At 71.2% G+C, this 23620-nt stretch carries 19 protein-coding genes and 1 pseudogene; 16 read left to right on the top strand and 4 right to left on the bottom strand.

The genetic code is table 11. The features are described 5' to 3' along the window. Window positions 1-54: 54 nt before the first annotated feature. Window positions 55-3192, bottom strand: coding sequence for a DUF3427 domain-containing protein (locus ACGFW5_RS02470; RefSeq protein ID WP_393832272.1), 3138 nt, complete (start codon window positions 3190-3192; stop codon window positions 55-57). 70 nt (window positions 3193-3262) lie between these two features. Continuing rightward, entirely contained in the window at window positions 3263-4282 is a 1020-nt protein-coding gene (locus tag ACGFW5_RS02465; protein ID WP_393832271.1) for an SEC-C domain-containing protein, read from the bottom strand. Between the two features lie 131 nt (window positions 4283-4413). On the opposite strand from ACGFW5_RS02465, the gene ACGFW5_RS02460 reads away from it, so the two are divergent. The 7 genes from ACGFW5_RS02460 (at window position 4414) to ACGFW5_RS02430 (ending at window position 11969) form a co-directional block, all read left to right on the top strand. Continuing rightward, window positions 4414-5244, top strand: coding sequence for a class E sortase (locus ACGFW5_RS02460; protein WP_393832270.1), 831 nt, complete (start codon window positions 4414-4416; stop codon window positions 5242-5244). A 9-nt stretch (window positions 5245-5253) separates the two neighbouring features. Further along, window positions 5254-5520: a DUF3311 domain-containing protein gene (locus ACGFW5_RS02455; protein ID WP_393832269.1), complete on the top strand. Its 267-nt coding sequence runs from the start codon at window positions 5254-5256 to the stop codon at window positions 5518-5520. Then, the gene (locus ACGFW5_RS02450) at window positions 5517-7097 is read left to right on the top strand and encodes a sodium:solute symporter (protein WP_393832268.1); all 1581 of its coding nucleotides are present in this window, start codon (window positions 5517-5519) and stop codon (window positions 7095-7097) included. Before ACGFW5_RS02455 ends, ACGFW5_RS02450 begins: the two co-directional genes overlap by 4 nt. A gap of 199 nt (window positions 7098-7296) precedes the next feature. After that, complete coding sequence (locus ACGFW5_RS02445; RefSeq protein WP_393832267.1) at window positions 7297-7620, top strand: DUF6412 domain-containing protein; 324 nt, start codon at window positions 7297-7299, stop codon at window positions 7618-7620. Window positions 7621-7808: 188 nt separating this feature from the next. Next, complete coding sequence (locus ACGFW5_RS02440) at window positions 7809-8576, top strand: YidC/Oxa1 family membrane protein insertase (protein ID WP_393832266.1); 768 nt, start codon at window positions 7809-7811, stop codon at window positions 8574-8576. A gap of 201 nt (window positions 8577-8777) precedes the next feature. After that, window positions 8778-9635, top strand: coding sequence for a fumarylacetoacetate hydrolase family protein (locus tag ACGFW5_RS02435; protein WP_393832265.1), 858 nt, complete (start codon window positions 8778-8780; stop codon window positions 9633-9635). Between the two features lie 849 nt (window positions 9636-10484). Further along, window positions 10485-11969 (top strand): choice-of-anchor A family protein, encoded by a 1485-nt coding sequence (locus ACGFW5_RS02430; RefSeq protein WP_393832264.1) that lies wholly within the window; start codon window positions 10485-10487, stop codon window positions 11967-11969. Between the two features lie 99 nt (window positions 11970-12068). On the opposite strand, the pseudogene ACGFW5_RS02425 reads toward ACGFW5_RS02430, so the two are convergent. Beyond that, window positions 12069-12576, bottom strand: a pseudogene (locus ACGFW5_RS02425) (heme-degrading domain-containing protein). A 158-nt stretch (window positions 12577-12734) separates the two neighbouring features. Then, the gene (locus tag ACGFW5_RS02420; protein ID WP_393832263.1) at window positions 12735-13997 is read right to left on the bottom strand and encodes a Gfo/Idh/MocA family oxidoreductase; all 1263 of its coding nucleotides are present in this window, start codon (window positions 13995-13997) and stop codon (window positions 12735-12737) included. A gap of 56 nt (window positions 13998-14053) precedes the next feature. Between ACGFW5_RS02420 and ACGFW5_RS02415 the strand changes: the two genes are divergently transcribed. The 9 genes from ACGFW5_RS02415 to ACGFW5_RS02375 all read left to right on the top strand — a co-directional run bounded on the left by ACGFW5_RS02415 (window position 14054) and on the right by ACGFW5_RS02375 (window position 23611). After that, a complete protein-coding gene (locus ACGFW5_RS02415) occupies window positions 14054-15256 on the top strand; it encodes an ROK family protein (RefSeq protein WP_393832262.1) in 1203 nt (400 codons plus the stop codon). Between the two features lie 193 nt (window positions 15257-15449). Continuing rightward, on the top strand, window positions 15450-16241 hold the full coding sequence (locus ACGFW5_RS02410; RefSeq protein ID WP_393832261.1) for a hypothetical protein: 792 nt from the start codon (window positions 15450-15452) through the stop codon (window positions 16239-16241). 449 nt (window positions 16242-16690) lie between these two features. Further along, window positions 16691-17464, top strand: a complete 774-nt coding sequence (locus ACGFW5_RS02405) for a GntR family transcriptional regulator (RefSeq protein ID WP_393832356.1) — start codon at window positions 16691-16693, stop codon at window positions 17462-17464. A gap of 275 nt (window positions 17465-17739) precedes the next feature. Further along, the gene (locus tag ACGFW5_RS02400) at window positions 17740-18870 is read left to right on the top strand and encodes a TIGR03364 family FAD-dependent oxidoreductase (protein ID WP_393832260.1); all 1131 of its coding nucleotides are present in this window, start codon (window positions 17740-17742) and stop codon (window positions 18868-18870) included. Continuing rightward, entirely contained in the window at window positions 18867-19580 is a 714-nt protein-coding gene (locus tag ACGFW5_RS02395) for an HAD family hydrolase (RefSeq protein WP_393832259.1), read from the top strand. Before ACGFW5_RS02400 ends, ACGFW5_RS02395 begins: the two co-directional genes overlap by 4 nt. Continuing rightward, window positions 19577-20656 carry an ABC transporter ATP-binding protein gene (locus ACGFW5_RS02390; protein ID WP_393832258.1) on the top strand — a complete coding sequence of 360 codons (1080 nt, stop codon included), beginning with the start codon at window positions 19577-19579 and terminating at the stop codon, window positions 20654-20656. Before ACGFW5_RS02395 ends, ACGFW5_RS02390 begins: the two co-directional genes overlap by 4 nt. 97 nt (window positions 20657-20753) lie before the next feature. Then, on the top strand, window positions 20754-21581 hold the full coding sequence (locus tag ACGFW5_RS02385) for a 2-aminoethylphosphonate ABC transporter permease subunit (RefSeq protein ID WP_393832257.1): 828 nt from the start codon (window positions 20754-20756) through the stop codon (window positions 21579-21581). After that, the gene (locus tag ACGFW5_RS02380; protein ID WP_393832256.1) at window positions 21568-22365 is read left to right on the top strand and encodes an ABC transporter permease; all 798 of its coding nucleotides are present in this window, start codon (window positions 21568-21570) and stop codon (window positions 22363-22365) included. The genes ACGFW5_RS02385 and ACGFW5_RS02380 overlap by 14 nt, the downstream gene beginning before the upstream one ends. A 169-nt stretch (window positions 22366-22534) precedes the next feature. Then, complete coding sequence (locus tag ACGFW5_RS02375) at window positions 22535-23611, top strand: 2-aminoethylphosphonate ABC transporter substrate-binding protein (protein WP_393832355.1); 1077 nt, start codon at window positions 22535-22537, stop codon at window positions 23609-23611. The last annotated feature ends 9 nt before the right edge of the window (window positions 23612-23620 follow it).

Below are 23620 nucleotides of genomic sequence, written 5' to 3'. Positions count from 1 at the left end.
GTGGGCGTGGGGTTAGCTTCCGTAGCGATTCGCCCGGGCCGGCGCCGGCCGGGGCTATCCCGCGGCGATCACGGCGTACGTCAACACCTCGGCCGGTAGCTCGTGCGTGAGCTCCCATGTGATGGCCATCGGCTTGCTGCCCTCGTGTTCGACGTACCTAACCGGGCCGAGCAGCATCCATGGTTGGGCGCCGCCGATGTCCGTGTTCTTGTAACGCCGGAGGAAAAGCAGGACATGGCTACCTTCGGCTACGTGGTTTTGGTAGCGCTTGCCAGTGGGCGATGTATCCGAGGTTTGGTTCTGTGACTCCCAGTGGAAGAGTTTCCCGCTGAGGGCGTAGTCGTGGTACCGCGTTTGCGGGGAGAAATCCTTTTCATCTTTTTCGCGAGTAATGAGAAGAGCGTCGGTCTTCGTGGACTCGCACCACCTCACGCCTTCACGGAAATGGCCCGGCATGGATCCGCCGATGTCGGACTGGCCTAGGGCCGGCAGGATTTCCTCGCGGGTATATGACGCATGCACGGTGAGCGGTAGACCAGCCTGGTCCCCGGTGAGTGGCACAGGGACGTGCTCGGTGCGGGCGAGGTTGTAGGCCAGGACCTGCTTGAGTTCGTCACGCAGGGCGGTCTGATTCGCCAAGGAGGCAAAGGCAGCGTCGTAACTCGTGAAAGTGCTTCCGAGCGGCCACAGGGAGAAGAAAAGCATCCGGGCATAGCCCTGCTCCTGCTCGCTCAGGTCGACATAGGCGGGGGGCGTGTCAGACAGCAACCGAGTGTAGGAAGCGACCCGCTGAGGATCGTCGACGTGCAGGAAGGAAGGGACCCGCTTGAGCAGCGTCGCCTCGCCCTCGGGCGGGGGAAACGTTAGAAGGTTGGCGCGGCGAAGCAAGACGGTCCACGAGTTCCCGCCACGGTAGATTTCCTTGAGTTCACGGTTACTCTCGTCCAGATACGTATCCAAGCGACGCTCGCCATATGCAGCAACTTCGCGAGCCAGCGCCGTGACATTGACCCCAAGTTGAGCCCTGATGTTGTCGATGATGACCCGTTTTGCCTTAGGTTCCAAAATGATCTGGCAGCCTGAAGGAAGCTGAGGGAAATCATGCGCAATATGGTTCAGGAGCCGCTTCCTGCTCAGGTTGGTGAGGGCCCGGAATTGGTTTTCGAAGCGGAACTCTTTGCGATGTTGACCGATGAAGTCCAGTACGGTCAGGACGGCCTTGCCTTCGCTCCGCCGCAAGCCGCGCCCCAACTGCTGGAGGAAGACGGTCGCGCTGGCCGTGGGGCGCAGGAGCAGGAGCGTGTCGACGTCGGGGACATCCAGCCCCTCGTTGAAGAGGTCGACCGAGAAGATCACCTGGAGAGCTCCAGATTTCAGGTCGGCTAGGGCCTGCTTGCGTTCGAGCCCCGGAGTCTCACCCGATAGCGCGGTGGCACGCAAGCCGGCACGGCGAAAGCGTTCCGCCATGAAGTGCGCATGAGCCACGGAGACACAGAACCCGAGGGCCCGCATGCTGGCAGGGTCAGGCACCTTGTCTTGAACTGCCTTGACGACCAACCGAGCTCGGGCATCGTTGCCCGTGAGGACATTGTTCAACGCCGCCGCGTCGTAGGCACCGCGCTTCCACTCGACCGTGCTCAGATCAGTGTTGTCGCTGATTCCGAAGTAGTGGAATGGACTGAGAAGGTCGTTCTCAAGGGCTTCCCACAGTCGCATCTCAGCTGCGATGCGACCGTCGAAGAACTCATCCTGAATATTCTTACCGTCCATGCGCTCTGGCGTCGCGGTCAGGCCGATGAGTTCTAGAGGTCGGAAGTGGTCAAGGATCTTCCGATACGTCGGCGAGACGCCATGATGAAACTCATCAATGACAATGATGTCAAAATGGTCGGGGGCGAACTGCTCAAGAGTGCGGGCGTTCAGCGACTGGACGCTTGCGAAAAGGTGCGTCTTGCGTACCGGCGTCTGGCCATCGAAAAGTAGCTCACCGAAATCGGCGTCCACAAGGACGTCTTGATAGGTGCGCAACGACTGTTGCAGGATTTCCTTGCGGTGGGCGACGAACAATAGTCGCGCGTCGCGCCCCAGGCTCTGGCGCAACTGCTTGTAGTCCAAGGCAGCCATCACCGTTTTACCCGTCCCAGTCGCCGCGACCAGGAGATTGCGGTGCCGGTCATGAACGGTTCGTTCGACTGCAAGCCGTTCCAACATGTCTCGCTGGTGCGGGTAAGGACGTACTTCCAGGCCGGAGAGTTGGAGCGATGGGCGCCCGGCACTGCTCAGGCGCCCAGAGGCTCGACTCAGAGCTTCATCGAGTCGTCCGCCATCACGGGCGGGGTCGTACGGCTCGAAGGACTGATCGTTCCAGTACGAGTCGAAGGTTGCCTCAAACTTCCTGAGGACATCGGGAGTGGCGATGGATGACAACCGGACGTTCCATTCCAAGCCGTCCAAGAGGGCTGCCTTGGAAAGGTTAGAGCTCCCGACATACGCCGTGTCGTATCCGCTGTTGCGGCGGAAGAGCCATGCTTTGGCGTGGAGCCGGGTGGAGCGAAGTTCGTAGCTCACGCGCACCTCGGCGTTGAACTCCTCGACCAGACGGTCGAGTGCTCGTCGCTCCGTTGCTCCTATATAGGTCGTAGTGATGACCCGAATCGGCACCCCTCGACCGTGGGCGGCCTTGAGGGGCTGCTCCAGCACCCTCAAACCATGCCACTTCACAAAGGCACACAACAGGTCAACGCGGTCAGCGGTGGCGAGCTCGGCACGAAGTTCGAAACCCAGGTTCGGGTCGTCAGGAGCGTTGGTGATCAGAGCCGTATCGGAGAGGGGGGTGGCCGGGCGGATCGCATAGACGCCCGGAGCCTCGGGCTCGGCCACAGCCAGCAACTGACGTGGGCCATCAGCTACCAGATCCACCCACTCGCGCGCCCCGTCCAGCGTGCTCACGGACTCAAGGATGTGATTGGCGGCATGGACGCGCTCTGTGGCTGGCAGTCGGTGCAGTACGTGCCGCACGGTGTTGGCAATGTGGCGTGCGAGGACGTGGGGAGTTGACTCGGAACCCACTTCTACATCAACGGTTCGCCAGCCTTCAGCATCGAGCGCCTTGAGCTGATCTGTCAGACGTAACGTAATGAGCTGCTCATAAAGCCCCGTTACGGGCTGCCCCGAGTCGTCGGTGTTGGTCACCCTGCGTCCCTCCCCTGAATGTCACCCCTAGTGAAGCAGGGGCCGCTGACAATTCAGGGGTTTGACCGAATCAAGCCACGCCGTGACAGTCCCCGTAAGCCACCCCCGAGCCGCACCAGCAGTCCGCGCCGCGGCCCGGGGGCCAGGAGGTCGCTCGGCCTCGGGCGGCCAGGGTGGTGGTGTATTGGGGGAGGAGGTCGGCGTTGGCGGGGGAGGAGGATTCTGAGGCGGCGAAGGCTTCGTAGGAGGGGACCGTCGCCGTCACGATGCCCAGGTTCGGGGTGCCGGCTGCCGCCAGTTCGCGCAGGGACGCCTCGATGTCGAGCAAGTGGGCGGCGTGGGTGGGGTATTCGGACTGGAGCTCCGGGTACGCGGTGAGGAGTTCGTCCAGTTCGGGCTCCGGCCAGTGCAGGACCGCCACCGGGAACGGGCGGGACAGAGCAAGCCGGTAGTTGCCCAACTCGGCGCGCAGGCGGGCCAGTTCGGCGCGGAGTTCGGCCGGGTCCTCCGAGCCGAGGGACCACAGGCGCTTCGGGTCGTGGAGTTCGTCCAGGGAGATCGGCGCGGTGTGCAGCTCGTCCGCCAGGGTGTCCCAGGTGTCGTGCGGCAGGGCCAGCAGACGGCGTACCCGGTGGCGGGTGGTCAGCAGGGACTGCGTGCTGTACGGGACGCCCGTGGGGTCGACGGTCGCCTCCGCGACGCCCAGCAGGGTCAGCGCGGTGGTCAGCGACGCATGGGCCAGGTCCAGTTCGTCATGGGCCTCCAGCGTCTCCGCGACGATCTCCCACGCCGCAGGGTCCAGCGGGGCCGCGGCCCGGATGCCGTCGATGATGGCGCGCGCCTCGGGCTCGTGGCCGTACTCCCACAGGTTCGCCGCCTTGAACGCCTTCACCAGGTGCGGGTGGTCCACCTTCGCGGACGAGGACAGCAGGCTGTCGTAGAGGGCGGTGGCCCTGGGGCGGTCGCCGGAGAGTTCCAGGTGGGCCGCGGCCCGCAGGAGCAGAGGTTCGTGGTCCTCCGGGTACTGCGCCGCGGTGCGCAGCAGACGCTCGGCTTCGGCAGTGTGATCGGCAGGCGTGTCGGGGCGCATGAGGGACACCGTACTGCCGTACGGGGGCTCGGCGGAGGGCGCTTCGGAGGCTGATGGGTCGAGTCCGTCACGTTCGGGGCCGGCACGTCGCGGGCCTGGTGAGTTGTGGGCCCGGCGCCTACCCTGCGCCCGTGCGCAGAGGGATACCGGTGGTGGTGCGGGGCGGGCGGCGCGGGCGCGGGCGGTGGGTCTGGGCGGCCCGCGGGCTGTGGGCCGGGGCCGAGCTCGCCGTGACGTGCGGGCTGGTCGTCCTGCTGCTCGTCGCGCACCAGCTGTGGTGGACCAACCGGGAGGCCCGTGCCGAGGCCGGCCGCACCGTCCACTCCCTGGGGGAAAAGTGGGGCGCCTCCGGGCAGGGCGCCGATCCGGCGCCCTCCCAAGCCGCGCCCGGCGAGCGGGATGCCGCCGTGGGGAGTGATCCCGCTCCTGGCGTCGCTTCCGGCGGTCGGGCGGGGGCCGGCGGCAAGGGGGCGCCCACGGGGGAGGGCGCGGGGGAGGGCACGCCGCGGGGGGACCAGGCGTACGCCGTCATCCGCATGCCGCGGATCGGGGTCACCGCGCCCATCGCGCAGGGGATCAGCAAGGCGGGGGTCCTCGACAAGGGGTACGTCGGGCACTACGTGCAGAGCGCCCAGCCCGGGCAGGCGGGCAACTTCGCGCTGGCCGGCCACCGCAACACCCACGGGGAACCGTTCCGCTACATCAACAGGCTGAGGGTGGGGGACGAGGTCGTGGTGGAGACCCGGGACACGGTCTATACGTACGTGGTGGACTCCGTGCTGCCGCAGACCTCCTCGCGCGACGGCGGGACCATAGCTCCCGTTCCCCGGAGCGACGTCAAGCCCTCGTACGGGTACAGCGAGCCCGGGCACTACCTCACGCTCACCACGTGCACGCCCGAGTTCACCTCCACCTACCGGCTTGTTGTGTGGGGCAAGTTGCGTGCGAGCCGTCCGCGCTAGCGTTCGGGCATGCGCCGTCGTCGATCTCATGTGCTCTGGCTGGGGGTGCCCTATGTGCTGTACGTCGGGGCGCTGCCTTTTGTGAACAAGGTGCGGCCCGTGGTGTTCGGGCTGCCGTTCCTCTTCTTCTGGCTGCTGGCCGCGACCCTGCTCACGCCGCTCGCCATCTGGTTCACCTGGCGGGGCGACCGGCGAAGCCGGGCGGGCCGGGCGGGGTCGTCGGGGCCGGCGGGGAACGCGGGGGACGCGGGGCGCGCGGCAGGGGGCGGGCGATGAGCAGTGCGGTCATGGCCACCACCATCTTCGGTGTCTTCATGGTGGGCGCCGTCGCGCTCGGCCTCTTCGCCGTACGGGGGCGCGGAGGCGGGAGCGGCGGGCTCGCCGAGTGGTCCGTCGGCGGCCGGAGCCTGGGCACGGTGTTCATCTGGGTGCTGATGGCGGGCGAGAGCTACACCAGTTTCAGTTACCTGGGTGCCGCGGGCTGGGGCTACAACTACGGCGCTCCCGTGCTGTATGTGGTCGCCTACATGTCGTGCGGCTACGCCGTGGGATACGTGGTCGGGCCCATGTTGTGGGCGTACGCGAAGAAGCACGGCCTGGTGGGCATCACCGACATGGTGGCCCATCGGTACGGGCGACCCTGGGTGGGGGCGCTGGTCGCGCTGCTCGCCACCGTCTTCCTACTGCCGTACATCCAGCTCCAGATCACCGGCATGGGTGTGGTCGTCTCCACCATCTCCTACGGCGCCGTCTCGCTGAACTGGGCCTACTTCATCGCCTTCGCCGTCACCACCGGATTCGTGGTCGTCAGCGGGCTGCGCGGCAGCGCCTGGGTGTCCGTGCTCAAGGACGTGCTCGTCATCGCCACCCTCGCCTTCCTCGCGATCTATGTGCCGCTGCACTACTTCGACGGTTACGGGGACTTCTTCGACCGGGTCGTGAGCGAGAAGAGCGACTGGCTCACGCTGCCCGGCCACGGCGGGGGTCTCGGGGAGGCGTGGTTCGCCACCACGTCCGTCCTCAACTCCCTCACGGTGGTGATCTTCCCGACCACCGTGGCCGGATACCTCGGCGCCCGCAGCGCCGACGCCCTGCGGCGCAACGCCATGCTGCTGCCCGCCTACAACGTGCTGCTCTTCGTGCCGATGCTGCTCGGCATGGCGGCGATCTTCGTCGTGCCGGGGCTGGCAGGCGCCGACTCCAATCTCGCGCTGTTCAAGCTGGTCGTCGACTCGCTGCCCGCCTGGACGGTCGGGCTCATCGGCGTCGCCGCGGCGCTGTCGTCCATCGTGCCGATGGCCGTGTTCATGCTGGTCATCGGCACGATGTGGGGCCGCAGTGTGCTCTCGCTCGTGCCCCGGCTGCGCGAGCGGCAGAAGGCGGCGTCGCAGGTCGTGGTGGTCGTCGCGGGGGCGCTGGCCCTGCTCATGACGTACACCGTGCCCAACACCCTCGTCCGGCTCTCGCTCATCTCCTACGAAGGGATGGCCCAGCTCCTGCCCATGCTGCTCCTGGGACTCCTGTGGCGGAAGCTGACCCTGGTGGGCGGGCTTGCGGGGCTCGCGGTCGGGGTCGGGACGGTCTGCGGGTTCGTGTTCACCGACCACGACCCGGTGTGGGGGGTGAACGCCGGGATCATCGCCCTGGGCCTCAACCTCCTGGTGGCGCTCGCCCTTTCGTACCTCGGGCCCCAGGGGGATCCGGCGGGCGAGGACGTACTGGCCCGCGATCCTCTCTACGGCGACTACGACGACCACGACGACCACGGCGACCACGATGATTACGGTGACGGCCGTGACGGCGGTGACGGCGGCCGCGGCGACCGCGGCGAGTCGAGCCCGGCGCGTTCGTAGGGGGCGGGCCCCGCGCGTCCTTAGGGGTGGACGAGCGCGCGGATGGCTCCGGGGTGGCGGCCGGCGCGCTGTTGCCGCATGCGGCTGGCGTCGGGGGGCCGGGAGTGCTGCCGTTGCTCTGGCGGTGGGCGTCGCCGGGGTGTCGTGTATAACAGCTGGAAGGAAATCCGCGGCGAACGAGTGACTGAGGGAGGTCGGCATGGGCGGCGTACTCGCACGATGTGCACGGTTCCTCCGGCCGCTGCTCGGCGTCCTTCTCTTCCTGCTCGCCCAGGTCGTCCTCGTCGAGGGCAGCATGCTCTCCGCCGCCGTCGCGCTCGCCGCGACCGCCGCCGCGGGCTCCGCTCTGGCCGTCTGCGCGACGCTCGCGTCCCGGGCGGTGCCGCACGTGGCGCGCACCCGGGTGCGTACCGCGATCCGCGACCGGGAACGGCGTACCGCCTTCCTGCCGCAACGCGACCCCGACGCCTCCGGGCGCCCCCGGCCCCGAGCCCCCGGCCGTCTCGTCCTGACGGCCGCGTAGGGGCACCGGGGTACACGCCTGGAACCGGGTACGCCTGGAACCGGGTACGCCTGGAACCGGGTACGCCCGGCATCGGGCACACCCCGCACCTCGCAGCACCGCTCCTCCCGGCTCGTCACCCCACACCGATCCGCACGTCGTCATGTGCGCCACGTGTCATTCCTGACGAGACGCCCCGGAGGGCCTCCATGCTCACGCCCCTTTTCAGTGCTTTCGCGAACCTCGCCGACCACCTTGCCGCCGTACTCGAACCCGTCTTCCACGGTGCTTCGACGGCTGCCGCGATCGTCCTTTTCACAGCCCTTGTACGTCTGGCGGTGCACCCCCTGTCGCGGCAGGCAGCGCGGGGTCAGAAGGCGCAGGCCAAGTTGAAGCCGCAGATCGCGGTGTTGCGCGAGAAGCACGGCAAGGACAGCAAGGCGCTCCAGAAAGCGGTCATGGAGCTGCATGCCGCCGAGAAGGTGTCGCCGCTGTCCGGCTGTCTGCCCGGACTGCTTCAGATGCCCGCCTTCTTCCTGCTCTACCACCTGTTCTCCAGCACCAAGATCGGCGACAAGGCGAACGGTCTGCTCGACCACGCCCTCTTCCAGGCACCGCTCGGCGGGAACTGGACGGACGCGCTCGCCCATGGCGGGGTGTTCGGGGCGCGAGGTCTCGTGTACGTCGCGCTGTTCGTGGTCGTCGCGGCCGTCGCGACCTTCAACTACCGGCGGATGAAGCGTCAGATGGCGGCCACGCCGCTCGTGGCGCCGGGCGGCCAGGACGCGGTGCCCGGCATGGCGGCGATGAACAAGTTCATGCCGCTGCTCTCCTTCGCCACGCTCTTCACCGTGGCCGTGGTCCCGCTCGCCGCCGCGCTGTACGTCGTGACCAGTACCACCTGGAGCGCCGTCGAGCGGGCCTTCCTCTACCGGGACATGCTGCCCGCGCCCGCCGCGCTGGCGACTGCCGCGTAGTACGTCGGAGTCCGGCATGCAGTGCATCGGGCTCAGGTATCAGTCGCCGACGCATCCTGCCGTATAGCACCTCGGGTCCCGGTTACGGTCCAGTGTGTGAACGGGGTCTTGCGGAGTGGATGGCTTCCTTGGAGGATCGGACGATCCTCCGATGGCCGCTACCCATCGGCCGGGCCCCGCTCGACCAAAGGGAGACTGACCATGAAGCTGCTGCGCGTAGGTGACGCGGGCGAAGAGCGTCCGGCGCTGCTCGACGCCGACGGGACCCTGCGGGACCTGTCCGGCCTGGTGGCCGACATCGACGGTGATCTGCTCGCCGACGAGTTCGCCCTGGACCGGATACGCGCCGCCGCAGGCGCCGGCGTGCTGCCCGCGCTCGACGACTCGGGCGCTCGTATCGGGCCGCCCGTCGCGCGGATCGGCAAGGTCGTGTGCATCGGGCTGAACTACCACGACCACGCCGCCGAGACCGGCGCCGCGATCCCCGCCGAGCCCGTCATCTTCTTCAAGGCGGCGGACACCGTGGTCGGGCCCAACGACACGGTGCTCGTGCCGCGCACATCGGTCAAGACCGACTGGGAGGTCGAGCTTGCCATCGTCATCGGGCGTACCGCGCGGTACGTGGGTGACGACGAGGACCCGCTGGCGTACGTCGCCGGGTACGCGGTGTCGCACGACGTGTCCGAGCGGGAGTTCCAGATCGAGCGCGGCGGCACATGGGACAAGGGCAAGAACTGCGAGACGTTCAACCCGCTCGGGCCCTGGCTGGTCACCCGGGACGAGGTCCCCGATCCCCAGGCGCTCTCGCTGAAGCTCTGGGTCAACGGGGAGCTCAGGCAGGACGGGTCCACCGCGCAGCAGATCTTCCCCGTCGCGGAGGTCGTGCGGTACGTCAGCCAGTTCATGACGCTGTACCCGGGTGACGTCATCAACACGGGTACGCCGGCGGGCGTGGCCATGGGGCAGCCCGAGCCCAAGCCGTACCTGCGGGCCGGGGACGTCGTGGAGCTTGAGGTGTCGGGGCTGGGGCGGCAGCGGCAGGGGCTGAAGGACGCGTAGTGCCTCCGGCGGGGTGGGGGGTTGGGGGGGCTTGGGCCTGCGGCCCTTGCCCTTGCCCACCCGCCCGCCCGTTCTGCCCGCTCGTGAGGTTGAGCGACCTGTGGGGGTGGCGGGTTCGGTGGCGGCCGTCCCCCGGTGGGGGGTGCCCCGCCTGCGGCGGGTTGTTTCCCACCCGCCCGCCCGTTCTGCCCGCTCGTGAGGCTGGGCGACCTGTGGGGGTGGCGGGTTCGGTGGCGGCCGTCCCCCGTTGGGGGGTGCCCCGCCTGCGGCGGGTTGTTACCCGCCCGCCCGCCCGTTCTGCCCGCTCGTGAGGCTGGGCGACCTGTGGGGTGGGTTCGGTGGCGGCCGTCCCCCGGTGGGGGTGCGCCGCCTGCGGCGGCCGTCCTCCGTGGGGGTGCCCCGCCTGCGGCGGGTTGTTGCCCGGGGGCCGGCCGGCCGTTCTGCCCGCTCGAAGGGTTTCGGGGGCCCGTGAGGGGGGGGCATTCGGGGGCGGCCGTCCCCCGGTGGGGGTGCCTCGCCGTCCGCGGCCGGGCTCCCGGCGGGTGCCTCGCCTGCGGCGGCCGGCCCCCCGTGCGGGTGCCTCGCCTGCGGCGGCCGGCCCCCCGTGCGGGTGCCCCGCCTGCGGCGGCCGCCCCCCGGTCGGGGGTGTTCCCCCTGCGGCGGGCCGGTCGTCGTCGCTGTTCCTCTGCGTTCCTCTGCGCCGGATGGGGGCGACCCCACGCGTGGCTCAGCGGTTCCACGGTCCTCTCTTCGCATATTGCGTATATGCGAAATACGCCGGGAATGCGGAACAGGGCCACCACAGTCGCCGCAGGCGGCAGTGCCCGTGGGGCGGGGCGGGCTAAGCGGGTGGTCACCGCGTCCGCCGTGCTCGTGGGGGCGGCCGTCGTCGTCGGGGGCGTGGCCACGCTCGGGGTGGCCGATCCCCTGCCGGACGGGCTCGGGCCCTGCAAGGGGAGCAACTGCCCTGAGCTGTACCCGGACGCCAACAACGGACCGCTCGCCGGGCGGGACAACAACATCAACGTGTTCGTCGGCGGGGACTTCCTCGTGCGGCAGGCCGCCGCCGAGGCGGAGGGCAAGATCGTCGTCCTCGGGAACTTCGACCAGCACAAGGCGGCCGGCGTCTCCCAGGTCTACAACGTGGGCGTCGCCGGGGTCGGCTCCCGCGTGCCGCCCGACAACGGCACCGACTTCCTGACCACCGGCAACGACATCACCGTCGCCCCCGGGCAGCGCCTCCTCGCCGAAGAGGGCTCCACCTTCGGTGTCGTACGCCACGGCGGCACGCTCAGCGGCACCGTCCGGCCCAGGACCGTCCACGACGCCGACGCGGCCGCCCCGTACGCCCGGATCAGGCCGAACCTGACCGCCGCCAGCCACTGCTACGCCTACGTCGACGGCAAGCCGAGGACCGCCACCGGCGCGGCCAGGAACAACGGCAACGAGACCCTGTTCACCGGGGACGGCACGTCCGCCCTCCAGGTGTTCAACGTCGACTTCGATCTCGCCGGGCGGACCGGCGGGGCGCAGGGGTTCCTGTTCACCGGGATCCCCGCGGGGGCCACCGTGCTGGTCAACCTCACCGGCGACGTACGCGAGATCAACACCTACATGGGCATGCTCCCTGCCGGGCTCCGCGACCGGGTGCTCTGGAACTTCCCCGACGCCGACGAGGTCCGGCTGCGCGGCAGCGGGCAGTTCTCCGGCAGCGTTCTCGTCGGCAATGCCGACAGCACGACGACCGTCACCCTGCCCGGCGTCAACGGGCGCTTCTTCACGGCCGGTTCACTCGTCCACACCTCCGTGGTGGGGGGCGGCGGCGGGCAGGAGATCCACGCCTATCCCTTCAACGGAGACCTGCCCAACTGCCGGGGTGAGGAGCCGTCCCCCTCGCCGACCCCGCCCACCCCGACGCCCGAGCCTCCGACCCCGACGCCCGAACCTCCGACCCCGACGCCCGAACCTCCGACCCCCACGCCCGAGCCGCCCACCCCGACGCCTGAGCCGCCCACTCCCACGCCCGAACCTCCGACCCCCACGCCCGAGCCGCCCACGCCGACCCCCGAGCCCCCGACCCCCGAGCCCCCGACGCCCAGCCCCACGGATTCCGAAGGCACGACCACGGGAGGGAACACGGGCGGTGACTCCGGCGGTGGTGACACCGGCGGGTACGGGGACGACAGTGGCGGCGGGAGCGACGGCGGCGGCGAGTTGCCCGACACCGGCGCGCCCTCCGACACGATGGTCCTGGCCGGTGGACTCGCGGTGGTCCTCGTCGTGGCGGGCGGCATCACCTTCGTGGTGACCCGCAAGCCCAAGGGCCTGGGGTAGGCCCTCGGGCCTGCCGGTCCGTCCGGTCAGGCCGGTCCGTCCGGTCCGTCCGGTCAGGCCGGTCAGGCCGGTCAGGCCGGGCTCGCGGGGCCCCGGTCCTCATCGTCCGGGCCGGCCGAGGCGGGCGGCGAGCCCGCTCAATGCCTCGGCCACCAGGGCGTGGTCCTCCGCCTGCGGCAGGCCTGACACGGTCGCCGTTCCCACGACCCCGACCCCCTCGACCACCACCGGGTACGAACCCCCGTGTGCGGCAAAGGAGTCGGGGTCGAGGCGTGACGCCTCCTCGAACGTGGTGCCCTTGGCCCGGTGGGGGTCCCCCCTGCTCCTCAAGAGCTTGGGGGAGCGCGCCGACCAGGAACGACGGTGCCGCATAGCGTTCGGCGACCCGGCGCTTGCGGTCGATCCAGGCGTCGTTGTCGGCGGTGGACCCGGGCAGCGCGCAGCGGAACACGGTGCGGGCGCCGTGCCGTACGTCGATGACGACCGGCGCCCCGCGCTCGATGGCCAGAGTGCGGAGCGACACCCCGAGTTCCCAGGCGTCCTCGTACGTGAACCGGTTCAGGAGTAGGCGGTGTTGCTCCGCTTCGAGCGCGGCCACCGTGTCCAGGGACGGGTCCCCTCCTGATGTCGGGTTCCCAACCGTCGCCGGGTTCGCTCCCGGCGACGGGTTCTCAACCGTCGCCGGGCCCGCTCCCGTGGCCGGGCTGCCTCCCGTAACCGGGCTGCCTCCCGTCGCGTCATGCCGCGCCGCCGTGTCCCGCGCCCTCACAGCGCCAGCTCCACCGTCACGCCCTCGCGGGCCGAGCGCCGAGCCGCCTCCAGGACATCGAGGGCGGCCGCGGCCTCGTGCGCGGTGACCGGCGGCTCGCCGCCCTCGCGCAGGGCCTTCGCGATCGCCGCGTAGTACGCCGGATAGTCGCCCGGTGTCGTCCGCACCGGGCGACCGCCGCCGGTCAGAGGCGAATCACCCTCGCCGACCCGGCCCCACAGCGCCTCCGGCTCCACACCCCAGGGCTCGCCGGGCGAAGGCCGCGCGCCCTCGCGCAAGGCCGCCTCCTGGGGGTCAAGGCCGTACTTCACATAACCCGCGGCCGACCCCAACACCCGGAAGCGCGGCCCCACTTGGGCTGTGGTCGCGCTGACGTACAGGTGGGAGCGGACGCCACCGGCGTGCGTGATCGCGATGAAGGTGTCGTCGTCCGCCTGGGCGCCGGGGCGGCGTACGTCGGCTTCCGCGTAGACGCGCAGCGCCGGACCGAACAGGACGAGCGCCTGGTCGACGACATGGCTGCCCAGGTCGTACAGGAGCCCGCCGATCTCCTCCGGGTCGCCCGACTCGCGCCAGCCTCCCTTGGGCTGCGGACGCCACCGCTCGAAGCGCGACTCGAAGCGCTGGACCTCGCCGAGCGCGCCGTCCGCGAGCAGTCCCTTGAGGGTCAGGAAGTCGTTGTCCCAGCGGCGGTTCTGGAAGACCGAGAGCAGCAGACCGCGCTCCTCGGCGAGGGCGGCGAGCTCGCGCGCCTCGGCGGCCGTGCCGGCCAGCGGCTTGTCCACGACGACCGGCAGGCCCGCCTTGAGGGCGCCGGTCGCGATCGGGACGTGCGTTTTGTTCGGCGAGGCGATCACGATCAGGTCGAGCCCCGCGTCGTACAACTCCTCGGGGGAGTCCGCGAAACGCAGCTCGTCGCCGTGCTCGGCGCGGGCCTGCGCCCGGCGCTCGGGGTTCGAGGTGACGATCGTGTCGAGGACCAGGCCCTCGGTCGCGGCGATCAGCGGAGCGTGGAAGACGGAGCCGGCCAGGCCGTAGCCCACGAGTCCCACGCGGAGGCCGGCGGTCGGGTGGACGGTCGCGGGCTCCACGAGGCGGACCGTATCCACGGAATCGACCGGATTCGCGGGGGCGACCGTATCCACGGGGGCGACCGTATTCGCCGGGGCGACCGTATCCAGGGGGTTGTCCGCATCCACGGGATCCAGGGGATCAACGGGATCCACGGCGTCCATGGCGTTCTTGGGGGCGTCCTTCATGACATCCACTTAAGCAACGCTGTTGCCAAAGTGCAAGCAAGAGGGACAATGGGTCGGTGAACAGGAGCAACACGGGTGGACATACGGGCGCGGGCGGACGCACAGGCGGACATACGGGCGGCCATGCCGGTGGCCGTACGGGTGCCCACAAGGGTGTGAACCTGCCTGCGCTGCGCAACCACAACGCCGCGCTCGTCCTCGACCTGCTGCGGGCGGCGGGCGAGACGGGCATCAGCAGGCTGGAACTCGCCGAGCGCACCGGGCTCACGCCGCAGGCCGTCAGCAAGATCACCGGACGGCTGCGGGACGAGGGCACGGCCACCGACGCGGGCCGCCGTGCCTCCACCGGGGGCAAGCCGCGCACCGTGCTCAAGCTGGTCCCCTCCGCCGCGCACGCCATCGGCCTGCACCTGGACCGCGACGAGCTCACCGCGGTCCTCGTCGACCTCGCGGGCACCCTGGTCGGCGCCAGGACCGTACCGCTCGACCTCGGCGCGCGGCCCTCGTGCGTGGTGGAGACTGCGGCCGCCGAGGCCGAGGCGCTGACCGGCGGGCGGCGTGTGCTCGGCGTCGGCGTGGCCATGCCGGGCCCGCTCGATCACGACAGCGGAGTGCTGCACCGCGTCACCGGCTTCCCGCACTGGAACGGCTTCCCGCTGCGCGACGCCCTCGCCGAACGGCTGGGCCAGAAGGTCGTCCTCGACAAGGACACCAATGCCGCCGCCCTCGGGCTCGCCCTGCGCGGCGGCGTCCAGAACGGCTCCTTCGCGTACCTCCACCTCGGCAGCGGGCTCGGCGCCGGCCTCGTGCTCGGCGGCTCCCTGCACCGTGGTGCGCGTACCGGCGCGGGAGAGTTCGGCCACCAGACGATCCTGCTCGGCGGCCCGGTGTGCGGCTGCGGCGGGCGCGGCTGCATCGAGGCGCTGTGCCTGGCCGCGGTCGCCCGGGGGGACATCGCGGCCGCGGCCCGCTTCCTCGGGGTGGGGGCGGCCAACCTGGTCGGGCTGCTGGACATCGACGAGATCCTGCTCGGCGGCCGCACCGTCACCGCCGACCAGGACACCTTCGTACGGGGTGTGGGCGCGGTCGTCGAGGAGCGTGCCCGGCGCGGGGGCGCCCCCGCGATCCCGGTCGGCCCGGCCGCGGGCGGACCGCACGCCGTGGCCGAGGGCGCCGCCCAACTCGTCCTCGTCCCGGTCTTCGGCCGCGCGAGCGTGGCCTATCCCCAGCCGCCGGGGCCGTCCTCCCCGTCCGTATGACGGGCTGATGTTGGGCTGATAGGGCGGTCTTCACGGGCGCCTCCTGGCGTGCCGGGACGTGGCGCACGGGGCGGCGCCCGGGCGCGTGGCAGGCTCGCGGACCAGGGCCGGGCCGGCCGGAGGGCGCCGCCCCCGGGCAGGCCCCGGTCCCCGAGCCCCGAGCCCCGAACGCCGCGAGCAGCAAAGGTCCCGCATGCGACTGCGTACTGCCCTCGTCACCGCGGTGGCCGCCGCCACGATCCTCCCGCTTGCGGGGGTCGCCGCCGCCGACGGTGGAGGGCTGCCGCCCGAGCGCCACGACGTGGCGCCACGCAAGCCGGTCGTCGCCACGGAACCCGTCGCCCGGCCGCCCGCCGAGAAGGCGCCCCCCTGCGCGCTGAGGACCGGCTCCGCCTTCCCGCTGGACACGAAGATCCACGGCGGGCCGGCCGAGTACGCTCCCGGCGGGGGCGTACGGGAGTGGTCCCTCGACCTCACCAACGCATCGGGCGAGTCCTGCGACAGCATCCACCCGGTCCTCGTGCTCGTCGACCGGGACCGCACTCTGAAGGACGCCCAGATCCGGCTGGAGTTCGACGATCCGGCCACTGGACGGACGCACCCGGTGACCTTCGTCAGGACCGATCAGGACGAGCACATCGGCGTCTTCGACGACGGCTTCCCCGGGTTCGTCATCGGCGCGGGCAGGACGCTCACGGTGCGGGTGCGGCTCGGCTTCAGCGACGACACCGTGCCGGGTCCGGTCACCGCGAACGCGGCGATCGTGCAGCGTCGGGGCAGCGACGGCCAGTGGGTGGGGGAGTCCGGCGAGTACCGCTTCGACGTCGTGGCCGAGGACGATCTGCTGGACGCGCTCGACACGGAACTCGCCGCGACGGGCCGGGGCAGCGCGCTCACCGGCCTCGGACTCACCGCCGCCGCACTCCTCGTCGCGGGCGGGACGCTGCTGGCCGGGGCGCGGCGGCTGCGCGCGCGGCGGGGCTGAGAGCCCGAGGTACGCGCCCGGGCGTCGAGCGCGGCCCCGGCCGACCCCGGGGCCAAAGGGTGGGCGGCCACTCCGGACGGCCCCGCGGGCTGAAGGTGAACGGCCACCCCGGACGACCCCGGCCACCCCGGACAACCCCGGGCGGCAAGGCGCGCGGCCGCCCCGGCCGACCCTGGACGACACCGGGGGCGGAAGGTGGGCAGCCGCCCCCGGCCGACCCCCGTCGTTCACCTGCCCGTGCGAGCATCGGCTCCGTGGCACACCCGAACGACACGCCGACCCGCTCCACGAGCCCGGCCGCCCCCACCGACCCGGCGCTTCCCGCGAGCCCGGTCAGCATGCCCACCGGGCTTGGGCCGGGCCTTTCCGACCCGGCGCTCCCCGCAAGCCCCGCGAGCCCGGTCAACCTGTCCGTCGAACCGGCCGCCCCCACCGACCCAACCCTCCCCGTGAACGGCTCCCCCGTCGGCTACCCCGAGGGCCAGGCGCCCGGCGCCCCCATCCGCTCCGGCATTCCCGACCACGGGCGCATTCCCAAGTACTACGCCGTCAAGGCCCAAGTCGCCCTGCTCATCGACGAGTTGGGCGAGGGCGGGCTGCTGCCGACCGAGCGCGACCTCGCGTTGCGCTACGCGGTCGCGCGGGAGACGGTGCGCCAGGCGTTGCGCGAACTCCTCCTCGAAGGGCGGCTGCGCCGCCAGGGCCGGGGCACCGTGGTGGCCGGCCCCAAACTGGAGCAGCCGCTTTCCCTGGCCAGTTACACCGAAGGCGTACGCCGTCAGGGCCGCACGCCCGGCCGCCACCTCATCACCCTCGAACGGTTCCCCTGCCCGCCCGCTCTCGCCGCCGAGACCGGGCTCCGGCGGGACGAGCCGGTCTGGCACATGGAGCGCGTCCTGCTCGCCGACGACGAGCGCATGGGCCTGGAGAGCACGTACGCGCCGGTGAGCCGCATGCCGGATCTGGCAACCGACTTCACCCCGGACTCCTCCTTCTACGCCTACCTGCGCGACCGGCGCGGCATCACCCTCGGCGACGTGGACGAACGCATCGAGACCGTCCTGGCCACCCCGCGCGAAGCCCTGCTCATCGGCACGCCACCCGCACTGCCCATGCTGCTCATCCACCGCGTGTCACGCGACGCCGACGGCCGCCCCGTCGAGCGGGTCCGCACCCTCTACCGCGGCGACCGCTTCTCCTTCACGACCCATCTGCGTCACTAGCCCGCAGCCCGCAGCCCGCAGCCCGCAGCCCGCAGCCCGCAGGCCCGCAGCACCGCAACCTCCCATCCCCGCAGCACCGCAACCTCCCGCCCCCACACACCGCAACCTCCCTCCCCGCAGCACCCCACCCCGCGGTCGGACGGCCCAACCCACCCCTCACGGGGACGCTTTGGTCACGTAAACATAACGGGTCTAGTCCAACCTTGGGCGCCCGTTCACCGTCCCGTCGTCGGCGGGACCGGTGCGGGACACCCGTTCCGAGGAGCGTTGCCGTCGTGAGAGTCATCGTCGTTGGAGCCGGCGTGGTGGGAACCATGCACGCCTGGCACGCAGTGGAACGCGGCCACGAGGTCGTACACATCGAGCGCGAGAGCCAGGCGCGCGGGGCCTCGCTCCGCAACTTCGGGCAGATATGGGTGAGCGGCCGTGCGGGCGGTGAGGAGCTGGCCACCGCGCTGCGCGCCTGCGACCTGTGGGAGGGCATCGGGAAGCGCGTGCCCGGGCTCGGGTTCCGCGCCAACGGCTCGCTGACCCCGCTGCGCACCGGCCTCGAACTGGCCGTCGCCGAGGCCGCGGTGGCGCGGGAGGACGCCGCGGACCGCGGCTACCGGCTCGTCACCGCCGACCGTGCCCGCGCCCTCAACCCCGCTCTGCGCGGCGACCTCACGGCCGCCCTGTGGTGTGAGCGGGACGCCGCCGTCGAGCCCCGAACGGCGCAACTCGCTTTGCAGGAAGCCCTGTTGGCGTCCGGCCGGTACACCTTCCTGGGGGGCAGGGAGGTCCGCGAGGTGAGCGAAGGCGCGGGCCACAGCGCGGTCCGCGACGACCACGGCGACGTGCACGCCGGTGACGTCGTGCTGCTGTGTACGGGGGCGTGGCTCGGCGGGCTCGTCCGCGAGCTCGCACCCGGCCTGCCGGTGCGCCGCGTACGCCTTCAGATGATGCAGACCGCCCCGCTCGGCGAACCGTTCCCCACCTCCGTCGCGGACGCCGACAGCTTCCGCTACTACCCGGCCTACGCGGGTGAGGCGCTTGACGCGTTCGACGCCGGGCAGCCGCAGCACCCGACCGCCGCCGCACACAAGATGCAGCTGCTCATGGTGCAGCGCGCGGACGGCGGCCTGACCATCGGCGACACCCACGCCTACGAGCACCCCTTCGACTTCGACGTCGTGGAGGAGCCCTACGACCACCTCACCCGGGTCGTCGAGTCCTTCATCGGGCGCCCGCTGCCCAGGATCCAGCGCCGCTGGGCCGGGGTCTACGCCCAGTGTGCCGACACCTCGCGCGTCGTGCACCGCCAGCAGGTGCGGGACGGGGTGTGGCTGGTGACCGGGCCCGGCGGGCGCGGCATGACCTGCGCGCCCGCCATCGCCGAGCAGACCGCGAACGAGCTGAACTGGTGAGGAAGTTGACCGCAGTGCGCACCTACAACCTGGTCGTGCTCGACATGGCGGGCACCACCGTCGCCGACGGCGGGCTCGTCGAGCGGGCCTTCGCGAGCGCCGCCAAACTCTTGGGCGTCGACCCGGGATCCGCCGAGCACGCCGCCATGCTCGACCACGTCCGCGCCACCATGGGCGAGTCCAAGATCTCCGTCTTCCGCCATCTCTTCGGCGACGAATCCAGGGCGCGGGCCGCCAACGCCGCCTTCGAGGAGGCGTACGGCACGCTCGTCGACGGCGGGCTCGTCGCCCCCGTCCCGGGCGCCCGCGACGCCATCGAACGGCTCTTGTCGGAGGGGCGGACCGTGGTCCTGTCCACCGGCTTCGCCCGGGTGACCCAGGACGCGATCCTCACGGCGCTCGGCTGGCAGGACCTCGTCCCGCTCACGTTGTGCCCGGCCGACGCGGGAGGCCGCGGCCGCCCCCACCCCGACCTGGTGCTCAGCGCGTTCCTGCGGACCCGCGCCGTCGAATCGGTGCGTGACATCGCGGTGGCGGGCGACACCTCGTACGACATGCTCAGCGGCGTACGCTCCGGGGCGGGCATCGTCGCCGGTGTGCTGACCGGAGCCCACGCCAGGGAAGCACTCGCCGGGGCGGGCGCCACCCACGTCCTCGGCTCCGTCGCCGAACTTCCCGACACCCTCGCCGAGTTGGAGAAGCGGCGGTGACCGGCCGGGCCCGACAGGAGGCCTCGCGCGGCGGCATCCGCTTCGACGGCGTCACCGTCGCCTATCACGGCAACGTCGTCCTCGACGCGCTCGACCTGACCGTCGAACCCGGTGAGGTGATGGCCCTGCTGGGCCCCTCGGGGTCGGGCAAGACCACCGCGCTGCGGGCCGTCGCCGGGTTCGTCCAGCCGGCCGGGGGGCGGGTGTTCATCGGCGACCGCGACGTGACCGCACTGCCGCCGCACCGGCGCGGCATCGGCATGGTCGTCCAGCAGTACGCGCTCTTCCCGCACCTGCGCGTCGAGGACAACGTCGCGTTCGGGCTGCGGGCGCAGAAGGTCCCACGGGCGCAGATCCCCGGCCGGGTCACCGAAGCGCTCGCCATGACCGGCATGGACACCTACGCCAGGCGCTACCCGCGCGAGCTCTCCGGCGGCCAGCAGCAGCGCGTCGCCATCGCCCGCGCGCTCGCCATCCGCCCCGGCGTCCTCCTCCTCGACGAGCCGCTTTCCGCGCTCGACGCCCAGCTGCGCTCCGGAATGCTGGCCGAACTCGCGCGGCTGCACCGGGAGTTGCCGGACGTCACCATCCTGTACGTCACCCACGACCAGATCGAAGCGCTCACCCTCTCCGACCGCATCGCCGTCATGGACCGCGCCCGCCTCCAGGACTGCGGAACCCCGCAGGACCTGTACCGCAGGCCGCGTACGGAGTTCACGGCCTCGTTCGTCGGCAACGCCAACCTCCTTCCCGTGCAGGTGGGTTCGGGCTCGGTCCGGTTCGCCGGCGCTGAGCTCTCGGTGGCCACCGGCCGGGCCGCCCGGGGGGCGTCGGCCACGTTGTGCGTGCGGCCGCACCTGGTCGGGCTCGGGCCGGGCCCCAACGCGCTGCGCGGCAAGGTCACGGAGGTGCAGTGGCGGGGGGCCACGCACCGGCTGTACGTCGATGTCGCGGGCCACCGCGTGAAGGCCGACGTCCGTGAGCTCCGGGCCACCCCGGGCCTCGGCGACGAGGTCACCCTGCACTTCGCCCGCGAGGACGCGGTGCTGCTCGGCGCGGGGGTGTCGGGTGGCTAGCGGCCGGCCGGGCGGTGGGCACGCATGGCCGGGAGGCCTCCGACGCCGAGGCGGGGCAGCCGGTGCGCCCGGCCGGAACACCGTCGGCGGCCCGGCCGTGCGACGTCAACTGGGCGGCCGGATCTGGGCGTTGCCGCCCGTCGCCGTACTGGCGGCCGTGTTCCTCTACCCGCTGGCCCTCGTCGTACGGCAGTCCGTCACCCCCGACGCCGGCGGCACCTCCCTCGCCCCCTACACGCAGGTGTTCGGGTCCGCCGCCTTCCAGGACGCGCTCGGGACGACCGTGTGGCTGGCGGCCGGGGCGACCGCCGGGTGTCTCGTGCTGGGATTCGTGCTCGCGCTCGTCATCGCGTTCGTGCCGTTCCCCGGCGCGAAGGCCGTCGCGAAGTTCATCGACGTCTTCCTCTCCTTCCCGTCCTTCCTGATCACGCTCGCCCTGCTGTTCGTCTACGGCACCGTCGGCATGGCCAACGGGCTGTGGAGCGACGTCACCGGCGCACACGGCGGACCCTTCCAGTTCCTGACCACGCCCTGGGGCGTGCTCCTCGCCGAGATCACGTACTTCACGCCGTTCGTGATGCGACCGCTGCTCGCCGCGTTCTCGCAACTGGACACCGCCCAGCTGGAAGTGGCGTCCTCGCTCGGCGCCCGGCCGGCCAGGATCGTGCGGCAGGTGATCCTCCCCGAGGCGCTGCCCGCGCTCGCGGCCGGTGGCGCGCTGGTCCTGGTGATGTGCCTCAACGAGTTCGGGATCGTGCTGTTCACCGGCGCCAAGGGTGTCACCACGCTGCCGATGCTCGTCTACAGCGAGGCGATCCTGGAGTCGGACTACCCGGCCGCCTGCGTCGTCGCCGTCGTCAACATCGCGATCTCCGTGGGTCTCTACGGCCTCTACCGGGTGGTGAGCCGTCGTGCTGGTGCATAGCCGGGCGGGCCGTCGCGCCGCCTGGGCCGTCTTCTTCGTCCTGTTCCTGCCGGTCTTCGCGCTGCCGCTGCTCGTCGTCGTGGCCGCGTCGTTCGCCACGAACTGGTCCGGCGCCTTCCCCTCCGGGTTCACCGCATCCCACTACGGCGCGGCCACCACCGGCGACTCCCTCCAGGCGCTCACCACCAGCCTGGTGACCGCGCTCGCGGCGAGCGTCCTCGCGCTCACCGTCGGTTCCTGGGCCGCGCTCGCGGCGGCCGCCCAGAAGAAAGGCGGACGCCGGTTCATGGACGCGCTGTTCGTGCTGCCGGTCGCCGTGCCGTCGGTGGTCGTCGGCCTCGCGGTCCTCGTGGCGTACTCCAAACCGCCCGTGCTGCTCAACGGGGCGCGCTGGATCGTGATCCTCGCGCACACCGTCCTGGTCATGGCGTTCGCCTACCAGTCGGTCTCGGCCGCCGTCCTGCGCCTGGACCCCATGTACGAACAGGCCGCCGCGAGCCTCGGCGCCCGGCCCGCGCTGGTGCTGTGGCGGGTGAGACTGCCGCTGCTCCTGCCGTCCCTGACCGCGGCGGCCGGGCTCTGCTTCGCCCTGTCCATGGGCGAGTTGAGCGCCACGATGATGCTCTACCCGCCCGACTGGACGCCGCTGCCGGTGCAGATCTTCGCCGCCACCGACCGCGGCTCCCTCTTCACGGGCGCGGCCGTCGCGGTGGTGCTCATGGGAACGACGCTGCTCGTCCTGCTCGCCGTGTCCCGCATCCGCACCAAGGCGTCGTACCGCTGACGTAAGCGCAGGCGCAGGCGCAGGCGCTGACGCGGGCAGTGGGCCGCGCGGACCGCTGACGCAGACCGCGCCGCCCCAGAAGTCGCCGACCCGAGAACCCGCCGATCCGAAAGCCTCAGGAGTCCCGAACGCCATGCACACGGACAACGCCATGCACACGGACAACGCCATGCACACGAACACCTCCACCACGCTCAAGCAGGTCGCCGCCGGCGCCGCCGGCCTCGTACTGGCCGCCGGGCTCTGCGCGTGCGGCGCCGGCTCGTCCGCCGACGCGAACGCGAAGACCGTCACCGTCTACAGCGCCGACGGCCTCAAGGGCGAGAAGGGCGACGGCTGGTACGACACGGTCTTCAAGGACTTCGAGGCGAAGACCGGCATCAAGGTCAAGTACGTCGAGGGCGGCTCCGGCGAGATGGTGCAGCGGGCCGTACGCGAGAAGTCCAACACCCAGGCGGACGTGCTGGTCACCCTGCCGCCGTTCATCCAGCAGGCCGAGGACAAGGGCCTGCTGGCGAAGTACGCGCCGGCCGGCGCCGACAAGGTCGACGGCGGAGCCAAGTCGCCCGACGGCACGTGGACGGCGGTCGTCAACAACTACGTCGGGTTCGTCTACAACAAGAAGGAACTGAAGGAGGCCCCCAAGAACTGGGAGGACCTGCTCGACGCCCGGTACAAGAACAGGATCCAGTACTCCACGCCCGGCGTCGCGGGCGACGGCACCGCCCTCCTGGTCAAGGCCATGCACGACTTCGGCGGCAAGGAGGCCGCGATGGCCTACTTGCGCAAGCTCCAGGCGAACAACGTCGGCCCGTCCGCCTCCACCGGCAAGCTGGCGCCGAAGGTCGACAAGGGCGAGCTGCTGGCCGCGAACGGCGACGTCCAGATGAACTACGCCCAGTCCAAGTCCATGCCGAACCTCGGCATCTGGTTCCCCGGCACCGCGAGCGGCACCAGGCCGTCCTCGTTCGGGCTGCCGTACGCGGCCGGACTGGTCAACGGCGCCCCGCACAGCACCAACGGCAAGAAGCTCCTCGACTTCATGCTGAGCGAGCAGGCGCAGCGCCAGGTCAGCGCCATCGGCGGCGGCTTCGCTGCCCGTACCGACATCAGGGCCACCGACCCCGACGCCGTCGCGCTCGCACAACTGATGCAGGGCGTCGACGTCTTCCAGCCGGACTGGATGGACGTGGCGAAGAACCTGCCGAAGTACATCGACGCGTGGAAGAGCGCCACCGGAAGCTGAGCCGAAGAC

Source organism: Streptomyces sp. NPDC048416, assembly GCF_043200435.1.
In the GTDB taxonomy this organism is placed as follows: Bacteria; Actinomycetota; Actinomycetes; order Streptomycetales; family Streptomycetaceae; genus Streptomyces.
The sequence above is the reverse complement of the archived record's forward strand: the minus strand, read 5'-3'. Positions and strand labels throughout refer to the sequence as shown.

Excerpts from the sequence above, each read along its gene's own strand:
- ACGFW5_RS02420 (WP_393832263.1), bottom strand. The coding sequence starts at position 13,997 with ATGAAGGACGCCCCCAAGAACGCCATGGACGCCGTGGATCCCGTTGAT.
- ACGFW5_RS02445 (WP_393832267.1), top strand. The coding sequence starts at position 7,297 with ATGGGCGGCGTACTCGCACGATGTGCACGGTTCCTCCGGCCGCTGCTC.
- ACGFW5_RS02375 (WP_393832355.1), top strand. The coding sequence starts at position 22,535 with ATGCACACGAACACCTCCACCACGCTCAAGCAGGTCGCCGCCGGCGCC.
- ACGFW5_RS02455 (WP_393832269.1), top strand. The coding sequence starts at position 5,254 with ATGCGCCGTCGTCGATCTCATGTGCTCTGGCTGGGGGTGCCCTATGTG.
- ACGFW5_RS02410 (WP_393832261.1), top strand. The coding sequence starts at position 15,450 with ATGCGACTGCGTACTGCCCTCGTCACCGCGGTGGCCGCCGCCACGATC.
- ACGFW5_RS02440 (WP_393832266.1), top strand. The coding sequence starts at position 7,809 with ATGCTCACGCCCCTTTTCAGTGCTTTCGCGAACCTCGCCGACCACCTT.
- ACGFW5_RS02465 (WP_393832271.1), bottom strand. The coding sequence starts at position 4,282 with ATGCGCCCCGACACGCCTGCCGATCACACTGCCGAAGCCGAGCGTCTG.
- ACGFW5_RS02435 (WP_393832265.1), top strand. The coding sequence starts at position 8,778 with ATGAAGCTGCTGCGCGTAGGTGACGCGGGCGAAGAGCGTCCGGCGCTG.
- ACGFW5_RS02450 (WP_393832268.1), top strand. The coding sequence starts at position 5,517 with ATGAGCAGTGCGGTCATGGCCACCACCATCTTCGGTGTCTTCATGGTG.